At 37.5% G+C, this 12,546-nt stretch carries 8 protein-coding genes, 1 pseudogene and 1 other annotated feature; all 9 genes and pseudogenes read right to left on the bottom strand.

What is annotated here, in order from left to right; translation table 11 throughout:
• Positions 1-469: pseudogene (locus tag ACIQ7N_RS20400) on the bottom strand (transposase); the annotation flags it as partial.
• 305 nt (positions 470-774) lie between these two features.
• The gene (locus ACIQ7N_RS20395) at positions 775-1,467 is read right to left on the bottom strand and encodes an AIM24 family protein (protein WP_132364559.1); all 693 of its coding nucleotides are present in this window, start codon (positions 1,465-1,467) and stop codon (positions 775-777) included.
• 316 nt (positions 1,468-1,783) lie between these two features.
• Positions 1,784-3,055: an L-lactate MFS transporter gene (locus tag ACIQ7N_RS20390; protein ID WP_323655149.1), complete on the bottom strand. Its 1,272-nt coding sequence runs from the start codon at positions 3,053-3,055 to the stop codon at positions 1,784-1,786.
• Between the two features lie 808 nt (positions 3,056-3,863).
• Positions 3,864-4,793 carry a hypothetical protein gene (locus tag ACIQ7N_RS20385; protein WP_402935581.1) on the bottom strand — a complete coding sequence of 310 codons (930 nt, stop codon included), beginning with the start codon at positions 4,791-4,793 and terminating at the stop codon, positions 3,864-3,866.
• Complete coding sequence (locus ACIQ7N_RS20380) at positions 4,780-5,301, bottom strand: sigma-70 family RNA polymerase sigma factor (protein WP_402935579.1); 522 nt, start codon at positions 5,299-5,301, stop codon at positions 4,780-4,782. The genes ACIQ7N_RS20385 and ACIQ7N_RS20380 overlap by 14 nt, the downstream gene beginning before the upstream one ends.
• A gap of 97 nt (positions 5,302-5,398) precedes the next feature.
• A complete protein-coding gene (leuS, locus tag ACIQ7N_RS20375; RefSeq protein WP_402935576.1) occupies positions 5,399-7,816 on the bottom strand; it encodes a leucine--tRNA ligase in 2,418 nt (805 codons plus the stop codon).
• Between the two features lie 90 nt (positions 7,817-7,906).
• Positions 7,907-8,120: a binding site (T-box leader), on the bottom strand.
• Positions 8,121-8,221: 101 nt separating this feature from the next.
• Positions 8,222-9,973 (bottom strand): dihydroxyacetone kinase subunit DhaK, encoded by a 1,752-nt coding sequence (gene dhaK / locus ACIQ7N_RS20370; protein ID WP_402935573.1) that lies wholly within the window; start codon positions 9,971-9,973, stop codon positions 8,222-8,224.
• Positions 9,974-10,357: 384 nt separating this feature from the next.
• Positions 10,358-12,082, bottom strand: coding sequence for a SulP family inorganic anion transporter (locus ACIQ7N_RS20365; protein ID WP_402935570.1), 1,725 nt, complete (start codon positions 12,080-12,082; stop codon positions 10,358-10,360).
• Positions 12,083-12,147: 65 nt separating this feature from the next.
• Positions 12,148-12,495 (bottom strand): ArsR/SmtB family transcription factor, encoded by a 348-nt coding sequence (locus ACIQ7N_RS20360; protein ID WP_049667424.1) that lies wholly within the window; start codon positions 12,493-12,495, stop codon positions 12,148-12,150.
• Positions 12,496-12,546 lie beyond the last annotated feature (51 nt).

Below are 12,546 nucleotides of genomic sequence, written 5' to 3'. Positions count from 1 at the left end.
AGAAGTGGTCTTTGCGGGAAATTTGTTTTTCATCGATTCATCTATTTTATAGACAGCTTTTCGAACGTTTTTTGATTTCTCTTGTAAAAATTCTTTCGGTAATTTTTGATTGTAACGTGCTTTTGTATGTGTGGCATCCACAATAATCGTTTGACTGTTGATGATTTTTTTCTCCAATGCGACCTCAACTGTTTTCCCAATGAGCATGTCTAATAAGCTTACGTCTTGGAGACGAAGCCGACGAAATTTTGTAAGCGAACTTCGCTTTTAATAATAAGTACTTAAACATACGAATTAGAGGAATGGCATTACGTCCATTGTCTAAACAATATTTTGTTTTTAACTCTTCTAAAATGAATGAAAAATCAACAAGTTCATTGATTTGGCGAAGTATATTATCCTTTGGCACAACAATATCGTAGATCGCCATATATGGACTTAAATTAAGAGTTTCTTGATTTGAAATCATTGGGGGCACCACCTACACATTAATTCTTTTATTATAAAGGAAAGCGTGACTAAAATAATAGTGTGATACATTGCGTTGTTTGGAGAAGCATCGCTCGACTCCTGCGGGAAAGCGAGACAGACGAGACCCCGCACGAAGCGAAGCGTAGGAGGAGGCTCGGCGCTCGCCCGCGGAAAGCGAGCGGAATGCTTCGGAAAACAACAGTAGAGTCACAGTGCCAAATGAAAAAAGCGAGGTATTCGACGATTAAATCGTTGAATACCTCGCAATGTGTTTCAGTGCCCTCCTAAAAAGGACACGCTTTTTTAACTATCTTTAGACATATATACTTCCTCAAATGGTTGAATGATGACAAATCCCTCACCTGAAAATGCCATTTGAATGGATTCACCGCTACCACGACCGATAAATGTTCGGAAGCTAATATCTGTTTTAAACTCTGGTGCCAGATTACCTGACCACGCTACTGTAGCATGCGGATCTGTATAGACCGTTTCACCAGGCTTCACTAACAATGTTAACGGCTCAAAATGAGTTGTGATAGCTACCTTCCCTCTTCCTTGTAAGGTTACATTAAACAACCCGCCTGACATGACTCCTGCCATTTTACGCATTAAATGGATATCCCAATTAATACTTGGCTCAAAGGCAAGTAAATCATTGCCGTTTACACAAATACTTTCATCCTTTAAATCGAAAACCGTTATTTTTTTCCCTTGATCGGCTAAATAAAGTCGCCCTTTACCTTTCGCTTTCATAAGTTGTGTACCTTCGCCTGTTAATGCTTTTTTAAACATTTTACCGAGTCCATGTTCCAGCACACGCTCACGCTCAAACTTAATATCTCCTATGTAAGAAATCATCGCGCCCATTTTCGACCAAACCTCGCCATCTAGGTTAACCTCTAATACACGCTCAGTTTCTAACTCGAAGTATTCATTTTCGTTGTCGTCTTGCTGTGTTTTATTGATAAATTCATTTAAAGAAAATTTCCCCATATTACATTGCCTCCTTATTTATTTTATATACGTTTTAACATATGAAAAGATTCAATCAAATCAATAATTTAAAAGAGCGTATCTCCCTCTTGAAAATGAACCCCTCATTCGCTTTCCGTTACAAAATTTCTCTTTTGGTAGCGAAATCACTTTATTTCCCGTAATGATATTGACAGCAGACACTGACTGTTATACATTAAACAGAGATTAATCAAGTGTTATATAACAATAGCTACAAAAAAAGACCATACAAGCATCATGTGCGAAATGACACTCATATGGCCGATACCTTCAAGTGCGAATTGAAAGTATTATTTTATTGTGTAGCGGAGACGTCTCCAACTTTTTGAGAAGCTTCTTTTAATGCTGTTCGTTTACGTACATCTGCACGTAACGTTAATGAAATAATTAACGAAGCTGCAATTAACCCTGTAAATACATAGAACACAGGAATATAGCTACCATAAGCATTTTTAATAGTGCTCACTAAAAGTGGACCAAAAATACCACCTAAAGACCAAGTCGTTAATAAATAACCATGAATAACGCCAAGTTGTTTCGTACCGAATAAATCACTTGCAAATGCAGGTAGATTCGAGAAACCTCCACCATAGCAACTAACAACTAAGAAAATAAGTGCTTGGAAAATAATAACGTTTGTAGTATGCGGTAAGACGATAAAAGTAACTAGCTGTGCAATAAAGAAAATGACAAAGACGTTCGAACGACCAATATAGTCAGACACAGCAGCCCATATTAAACGACCACCACCATTAAATAATCCCATTATTCCTACCATTGCTGCGGCTCCCGCAACTGATAATCCTACAATTTCTTGAGCCATTGGAGATGCAACAGAAATCATCATAATACCTGCTGTTACGTTTACTAAATGCATCGACCAAAGCATCCAGAAATGCTTAGTTTTCACAGCTTCACGTGCTGACATGACAGCTAAATCTTTTTTCACAACTTCTTTACCATTATCTGCAGCAGCCTTCATATTCGCTGGCATATAACCAGGTTTAGGCGGTGCTATATATGAAGCCCCTAAAATCATTAACGTGAAATAACTTGCCCCTAAAATAAAGTACGTTGTAGAAATACCTACAGCCTCCATTAAGTTAGCTGCGACTGGCGCTGTAATAAGTGCCCCTGAACCAAATCCAAGTACAGCCATACCCGTTGCTAAACCGCGGCGGTCTGGGAACCATTTTACTAATGTCGATACAGGCGCAATATAACCAATACCCATACCCAAGCCACTTAGTAAACCATATGTTAACCAATACAATGTTACGGAATCCATTGAAATCGCTACACCCGCACCAGCTTGTCCTGCCCCAAATAGAACAGCTGCTATCATTGCAGATTTACGTGGTCCCATTTTTTCTACTAAGTTACCGAACAATGCTGCTGAAAAACCAGCAAGCCCCATCATTATTGTGAAGGCAACCGTTACGTTTGTTTCACTCCATCCCATCTCTTTGACAATCGGTAGCTTGTATACACTGTATGCATATGCTCCACCGATCGAAAGATGAATAGCGATTGCGGATAATGCAATTAACCATCTATTTTTATTCATAATTTCTCTTTTCTCCCCTCTTTTGCTACCTGTGAAAGTTTTATGAACGTCCCTGAAAACAATTTAACACTTAGAATTATTCAAATGCAAGATGTTTTTTTAAAAAATATTATTTCTCCAAAAAGTATTTTATTTTTCACCCTAGTGATTTTATAACAAAAACCCTACAGTCTCTAAGTAAATAGATGTTTATTAAACGAAAACCGCAACATTTTTTAGCTAATATTATTTTTCTACTCTATTATCAAGTTGTGCGAAAATTATTTTGATATAATTAATTTTGTGCATATTTTCACATACAATCTACGTATATTCTTTTTTTCCTTACTCTAATTAATCCAACATATTTCTTGGATAGGGCACAAAAAGGTAATCACTATATAGAAATTTTTAGAATAATAGAGAATTTTACAGCTTAAATAAATGAATTTCTTTCTCGTTAAAGGATGCTAAAAAACACTGTTAAACGATCTATTTAACTTTTAATGGATATTCAATAAAATAAATCCAATACACTTTTTGTATATTTCAAAATGAATAATCACTACCCATTCATTTTTATTATTCAAATATATATTTTTTCACTTAAAATGAATCCTACACATTTTTAGACTCTAGCTAGTAATGCTTTTTAAACTTAAAAACAACTAAACCAATCAGTTATAACAAAAAACTTACAAGTAAAAAAGTACTTTTTAGAACGGTGTTAATTTAGTATTTTTGTCGGTAATTTCAAAACAAGTTTTCAATCCATCAAAAAGAGATGCTCTGGAATAATGTGAGCATCTCTTTTCGTTCGTTTCCTTTTCTATAAAAAATAAAAGATAAATATAATAATTAGCGGCACTAGTGCAAATGACCCTATCGAAACATAATGTCTTTTTTCTTCACGTCCATAATAATAGTCAATCAAAAAATTGCTTACTATAGCGACAGTTAAAAATATCCAAAATGCGGCTGTATATAAAAACCACCCATTTAAATTAAATAAAATTAAGGTCGCCCCTTGTATAAACTTAGCAATATACGTTGTACGTTGATGGCTTGTATTTATATATTTTGGTTCCTTTGAAATGCTAAACTTTTTTCGAATAGCTTTTTCTAAAAGCCATCCTAGTAAGAGAGCCATTATGAAAAAAGTAAAGATCTTACCAAAATTAAATTCTTTTTCATCTTCCATAAGCGCAATAAATGCTGAGGAAGTATCGTCATCTTGCACTTTGTAAAAGACATTTGTATGTCGATCGCTGAAAGCTAGCTGTCCATCGTTTAAGAACATTTTTAGCTGCACAGCCTGCCCATTGTTAAACTCCACCCATACATCACGGTATGCATAGTAATCATCATCCTTCTTCGAAATAACTGCCTTTTGAAGCGTATTGGCAATGAGCTTTGTTTCCGAATCATTTTTATAAGACTGTTGCCCTAAAATCCAGCCAGTTCTTCCGGCCTTAAAGGTATCCTCCTCCCGATTATACGCACTCGTAAACTGTTTAACCTCATGCTGGGCTAGTTCAACAATCGAAGCATGCTTGGATGTCTCTACTTGATTCCATGGCCCAATTACAATTAACATGAGGATCGTCACGACTGCTCCTATGAAAATCATTGGATATTGCCATCTACGAGGTTGTTTATTTTGCTGAACTACATCGTGCAAAATACGCTCCTGCAATTGTTGTGAGAAACGTGGGGCTTCTCCAAGCTCTTTATCCACTTTATCCTTAAAAGATGTCATCTTCTAGCACCTCCCAATGGCTTTTGTCCAGTTTTTCCTGCAAAATTTGCCTTGCTCTACGCAGTCTTGTCTTCACTGTATTTTCGGTACATGCAAGGACCTCCGCTATCTCTCGAACCTTTAATTCTTGATAATAATAAAGAATGATAACTTCTCGATAGATTATAGGAAGCTCAAACAAAGCTCCTGTCACAATTTTTCGCTCATCTTTTTCAAGTAAATTTTTTTCTGGCGATCGTTTACTCACCCCAATGTGCAGCTTTTCAAATAAAATATGACGCTTATTTTTCCAGCTCCGTAAATAGTCATGACTTTTATGTACTGTTATTTTTACTAAATATGTTTTTAGTGAGGATCGTTGTTCAAAGCGCTCCTGCTGCTGATAATAGGCGAAAAATACATCTTGAACAATTTCTTCCGCAATAGCCCAGTCTTTAACATATAGATAAGCTACACGAAGACAATATTCACCATGCTCTTCCATAACCCTTGCTAAATGCTCACTCAAACAAACACCTCCTATTCACACTATAGTCGTATCAAAATCTTAGATGGTTTCAGCAGAAAAGAAAAAAGTGCCCAAATATTGGACACTTTTCACATTATTATTTCACGACGATGTTAACAAGCTTGCCTGGAATGACAATAATTTTTACAACGTTTTTGTCTGCTATATACTCTTGTACTTTGTCATCTGCAAGTGCTACTTTTTCGATTTCTTCTTTTGAAGCATCTTTCGCTACGATGATTTTTGCGCGTACTTTGCCAAGCACTTGTACGACGATTTCCACTTCATCATCAACAAGTTTAGACTCATCATATGTTGGCCATTGCGCATATGAAAGTGTTTCACCATGACCTAATATTTGCCATAGCTCTTCAGCAACGTGAGGAACCATTGGAGCTAACATTTTCACAAAGCCTTCAGCATATTCTGTTGGAATTACATCTGCTTTGTAGCAATCATTGATGAATACCATCATTTGTGAAATAGCTGTATTGAAGCGAATACCTTCATAATCCTCTGTCACTTTTTTCACCGTTTGATGATATGATTTTTCTAGTGTTTTGTCATCAGAAGCTTGAACTTTCGCAGCGATTGTGCCATCTTCTTCATTGACAAATAGGCGCCAAATACGATCTAAGAAGCGACGTGCTCCGTCCAAGCCATTTGTTGACCATGCAACAGATGCTTCAAGTGGACCCATAAACATTTCATATAGACGTAAAGTATCAGCACCGTGTGAAGAAATGATTTCATCCGGGTTCACGACATTCCCTTTTGATTTAGACATTTTTTCGTTACCTTCACCAAGAATCATCCCTTGGTTAAATAATTTATGGAATGGCTCTTTCGTGTGTACAACACCTAAATCGTATAATACTTTATGCCAGAAGCGAGCATATAGTAAGTGTAATACGGCATGCTCTGCCCCACCGATATAAATATCAACTGGTAACCAACGTTTCAGTAATTCTGGATCTGCGATTGCTTCTTTATTTGTTGGGTCAATATAACGAATGAAGTACCAGCTAGAACCTGCCCACTGTGGCATCGTATTCGTTTCGCGACGACCTTTTTTGCCTGTTTCAGGATCAACAACATTTACCCATTCAGAAATGTTCGCTAACGGAGATTCACCCGTACCAGAAGGACGAATATTATCTGTTTTTGGTAGTACTAATGGTAATTCTGATTCCGGTACTGGCGTCGTTGTACCATCTTCCCAATGAATCATCGGGATTGGCTCACCCCAGTAACGTTGACGAGAGAATAACCAGTCGCGAAGACGGTAAGAGATTTTCTTCTCTCCTACACCTTTTTCTTCAAGCCATTGAATTGCCTTAGCAATACCTTCCTCTTTGTTTAAACCATCAAGGAAGTCAGAGTTAATATGTTTACCATCACCTGTGAAGGCTTCTTTGCTAATGTCTCCACCTTCAAGGACAGGAATAATTTCTAAACCAAATTCTGTAGCGAATTCATAGTCGCGCTCATCATGTGCTGGAACCGCCATAATTGCACCAGTACCGTATGATACTAATACATAGTCCGCAACCCAAATCGGCATTTTTTTACCGTTAATCGGATTAATTGCATAGGCACCTGTGAATACGCCTGTTTTTTCTTTCGCTAAATCTGTGCGTTCTAAATCAGATTTCAATTTTACTTTATCTAAATAAGCTTCAACAGCTTGTCGTTGTTCAGCAGTTGTAATTTGATCCACTAATTTATGCTCAGGTGCAATCACACAGTATGTAGCACCAAATAATGTATCAGGACGAGTTGTAAACACTGTGAAGTTTTCATCTGTTCCTTCTATATCAAATGTTACTTCTGCCCCTTCTGAACGACCAATCCAGTTACGTTGCATATCCTTAATAGACTCTGGCCAATCAACTTCCTCTAAGTCATCGATTAAACGATCAGCATAGGCAGTAATTTTAAGCATCCATTGCTTCATCGGACGACGTTCTACAGGGTGACCACCACGCTCTGATTTTCCATCAATAACTTCTTCGTTGGCAAGTACTGTTCCAAGTGCTGGACACCAGTTTACAGCTACTTCATCTACATAGGCTAAACCTTTTTTATAAAGTTGGATAAAGATCCATTGTGTCCATTTATAATATTCTGGATCTGTTGTGTTAATTTCACGATCCCAATCATAACTAAAGCCAAGCTCTTGGATTTGACGCTTGAATGTCGCAATATTTTTCGCTGTAAATTCAGCTGGGTCATTTCCTGTATCTAGTGCATATTGTTCTGCTGGTAAACCGAATGCATCCCACCCCATAGGATGTAGGACGTTATAGCCTTGCATGCGCTTGAAGCGTGAAAGGATGTCTGTCGCTGTGTAACCCTCTGGATGTCCTACATGAAGACCTGCACCAGATGGGTACGGGAACATATCTAATGCGTAAAATTTTGGTTTTTCTGTTTCATTTACAGTTTTGAAAGTTTTGTTATCAGCCCAATATTGCTGCCACTTTTTTTCTATTTGTTGATGATTAAAACTCATTATTTTTCCTCCTTTGAATGCGTCATACTTTTCACTTAAAGAATTGACAAAATATTTAAAAAATAAAAAAACTCGCCCCTTTCTTAGTCAGAAAGGGACGAGAGAATTCGTATCTCCCGCGGTACCACCCACATTAGTGATTACACTCGGCTCTTGCTTCCTTAACGCGGAAATGAACGGCACGCGCTATTTCGCGCGGGCAGACTCAGAAGGCGAGTTCAATTTGCTTTCCTACTAGCTCCCACCAACCGCTAGCTCTCTAAAAAGAACCACAAATTTACTATTCCTAAATCGCTGTCTTTACAAGTATTGCATTTATTCTAATGGAAAGTACTAAAAAGCACAAGACTTTGTTTACATACTACCCATTTTTGAACAATTCAATGCCTATTTGTGAAACTGCAGCTATTTTAAACTATGAGAAAGCTCCGTAAAAATAACGCCTAGCGCATAAGCACCAGCATCCGGATAACCTAGGCTTCTTTCACCAACTGTACCAGCGCGACCCATACGAGCAACGATTTCTTTTGTATATTCCGCTCCTTTAACAGCAGCCTCTGCTCCTTTTTCAAAGGCAGTTTTAAAATCCGCACAAGCAAAAGCACTTTCTGTCCAAACATTTACACAAGGTACAAGTGCATCTACAAGCGTTTTATCGCCTACCTCTGCCCCTCTTCCGAAAGAACGCTCACCAATAGACTGTATGCCTTTAAGCGCTGCTTGTAACATTTCAGCAAACTCTCCGACCGTTAATTCCATTTTTCCTGCTACAGTTTTCCCCGCAGCTCGGAAAGCCCCTCCCCAAATGGGTCCAGAAGCGCCTCCACAATGCTCCATAATCACCATAGAACAAGCATCAAGGAAAGTCCCAATAGTTAAATGTTCCTGACCTACAATCGAGCCCCATTCTCGTTTTAATTGCTTAAATCCTTTAGCGACGCTCATTCCGAAATCGCCATCACCTGCATGTGTATCTAATTCGCAGAAAGGTACTTCGTTCTTGATAATAATTTCGCTCATTTTATCTACGAGATAAATCATATTATTTAATGTGATGACCTCACTCTTGATAATAGCGTGCTCTTCCACTGTTTCCGTCTCAAAGAAAACTCGTTTCTCTTCTATATTGTCATGAATATCTACGTATTCTACACTATCAACGGGTCCCTCTACCTTAAATGCAGGTGTATTACATTCTTTCGATAGTAATGTTTTCAGCTCATTATCTAGTTTCATTACTGTTAAAGATATCCCAGCCATATCAATACTAGTCATGTAATTGCCGACAAACGTTCTATTGATTCGTATCTTTCTTTTACTTAATTCTCTAGTAACTGCATTGTTAAACAGATAAAGTTCTTGAAGCGGTGTACCGCCAAAGCCATTTACTAGAACAGCAATTTCAACACCTTTATCTAATGCTAAATCTTTCACAAGGTCATTTGTCATACGAATAGCTAATTCATCTGCAGCCATAACTTTTTCACGTTTTCTCCCGGGCTCTCCATGAATACCGACGCCATATTCCATCTCATCTTCACCCAATTTAAAAGTCGGTGATCCACTAGCTGGAACCGTACAGGAAGTTAGTGCTAGACCAATTGTTCGAACATTTGCCGCCGCTTTTTCCGCAACAGCTTTCACCTGCATCAAATTCATACCTTCTTCTGCTGCCGCACCAGCGATTTTATGCACTAACACAACCCCTGCAACGCCGCGTCTTCCTACTGTATAAAGACTATCCTCTACTGCAATATCATCATTTACGCGGACGTACTCTACTCGAATGCCATCCTCAGTAGCTAAGTAGGCACCATTTTTAAAGTTCATAATATCTCCGCTGTAATTTTTAATAATGAGCAATGTACCTTTTTTGCTGGCTGTTGCTTTAATCGCTTGATATACCTGTATTTGCGAAGGAGAAGCAAATACGTCACCGCATACTGCAGCATCAAGCATTCCTTTCCCTACCAATCCGGCATGTGCCGGTTCATGTCCACTACCGCCTCCGCTAATTAAAGTTACCTTATTGTCATTCATTTCTTTTTTCTTAATTATTTTATATTTTTTTAACAACTCAAGTTCCGGATGAGCCATAACCATACCATTGCACATTTCCATAACGAGAGTTTCAGGTTGATTTATAATTTTTTTCATTTTTATTCCTCCCCAGTAAGCTTGGTTACATTGTTCATAGCCTATCCATACTTCTATAATTATTCATAGGCGATTTCTGCTATGATTTTGAAAGCATATTCTTATTCATTATAGCAAAATGAAAGCGCTTTATCTCAGAAGGACAAAATGAACGATTTGTCTAAAGACACTCGGCTTTTTTATGTTGTAGAGATGATCGTCATGACCTCTCAAGCAGTTAGAGGCTCTTTGCGAAAGCCGAATTCTTTCAAATAAATTAAGAAAACCCGAACAATGGCAAAACACCGTATGAGTGTTCTTGTCATTTGTTCAGGTTTTACTTTAACTAAAATACTTTTGTCCCAGCCCTCTTGTACATGTTACTTCGCTTTCGTTGAGAATAATTTACTGCCCGTTAACGCGGGATAATTCCTGACATTCACGAAAAGCAAAATGCTCACATCCAATACATTTATTTGTATCTAAATAACTTAAAGCCTTATTAATCGCTTCTCCTGTATGCTGATAGAAATTATCTTCACCAATTTCAGCATATAAACCATTTTTTTGTAGTGCCAATTCCACTTCATCTTGCACACCTGTAACTAAAATAGTGCCACCTTGAGCTTTAAAATTCCGGATGACATTACCAAAATATGTCTCACCTGTCGTATCCAAAAAGGGTACTTTACTCATCCGTAAGATCAAAACTTTCTGTTGTTGTTGAATGGAATTTACTATGGCCTCCTCAAAAGTTTGAGCTGCGCCAAAGAAAAGAGGACCTTCAATTGTATAAATACTAATTTGTGGACAGTCACGTTTCTGATGAACAACATGTGATTGTACCTTTCCACTTTCTTTCGAATGATCCGGTAATACTTTTGTTACGACAAGCTTTTCGCTCATACGCTTTGCAAACAATATGACCGCTAACACAAGTCCAACCTCTACAGCTAATGTTAAGCTTGTAAAAACAGTCAGTAAAAACGTAATCATTAAAACGAGGGAATCGCCAGATTTTAATTTAACGATATGCGCAAAATGCTTTTGCTCACTCATATTCCAAGCTACAACCATTAAAACTGGAGCCATACTTGCTAATGGAATATGTGAAGCAAAGGGCGCTAGTATTAATAAAGTGACTAAGACAAATACACCGTGAATTACCCCTGATATTGGTGATACGGCACCTGTTTTAATATTTGTTGCAGTTCGAGCAATAGCCCCTGTCGCAGGGATTCCTCCAAAGAAAGGAGTGACGATATTAGCAATCCCTTGACCAACAAGTTCTCGATTACTATTATGTTTTGTATTTGTCATACCATCTGCTACTACTGCCGATAGAAGTGATTCAATGCCACCTAACATGGCGATCACAAAGGCTGGTCCAATAAGTAGCTGTATGCGCTCTAATGTGATATCTGGAATTGCAAAATTCGGTAATGTATTTGGAATTTGACCATAGGCCGTTGCGATTGTGGCAACTTGTCCAGAAAAAAAGAACGTTGCAACTAATGTGGAAACAACAATGCCTGCTAACGCCCCTGGAACTTTGGGTAAAACTTTAGGTGTTATCAAAATAATGATGAGACTAATGATTGCTGTTAAAATACTATAAAAGTTTGTTGTGCCAATATGCATAACAATTTCTTTTACATTGTCAATAAAATACTCATGTCTTTTAATATTAGTCAAACCTAAGAAATTAGCGATTTGGCCTGTAAAAATAATAACTGCAATTCCTGCTGTAAATCCTATTGTCACGGGACGCGGGATAAATTTTATTAATGAGCCAAGTTTAAATATCCCCATTAAGCACAAAATAATTCCGGCCATTAACCCAGCGATTAGTAAGTTTTCATAGCCATACGAAATGACTACCCCTAGCAGAATTGGCACAAACGCACCTGTAGGTCCCCCGATTTGATATTTCGAACCACCCAAAAGAGAAATAAGTATTCCAGCAATAAAAGCTGTATATATTCCATACTCAGGCTTAACACCTGACGCAATAGCAAAGGACATTGCCAGCGGTATTGCCACTATCCCGACAATGACTCCTGATATTAAATCTTTTTTCAAATGATGAACAGAATATCCTTCATATCGTCCTGTAAACAGTGACTTCATCTATAAATCTTCCCTTCAAAATAATAAGCAAGGTAAATGTTTAATAAGAACACAGTCTACAAAATTTACATATCCTCTTCATTATTTTCGTTAATCGTCATTTCTTCTAATCTTGAAATTGTATTTATCAAATGATTGTTGAAAATATCCTTTGCAACACCAAGTAATTCCCCAATCATCGGATCGCTTAAAGAATAGTAAACTTTTTTCCCCTCTTTCGTCCCATGCACAATATTTTTGCCTCGTAATACACTTAATTGCTGAGAAACAGCTGAGCCCTCTTTTTCTAAGCAGCTTTGAATTTCATTGACATTTTTTTTACCATCTACTAGTAATTCTAGAATTCTAATTCGTAATGGATGTGCTAAAGCTTTAAAAAAATCTGCCTTAAATTGCTGCAAGCTCTCTTCCACATAAACCCCTCCAAGCAACTTCATTATCATATATTCAAATATTTGAATATG

The sequence above is a fragment of the Lysinibacillus sp. NPDC095746 genome (assembly GCF_044763535.1).
In the GTDB taxonomy this organism is placed as follows: domain Bacteria; phylum Bacillota; class Bacilli; order Bacillales_A; family Planococcaceae; genus Lysinibacillus.
Note: the sequence above shows the minus strand (reverse complement) of the source record. Positions and strands in the feature narration are given on the sequence as shown.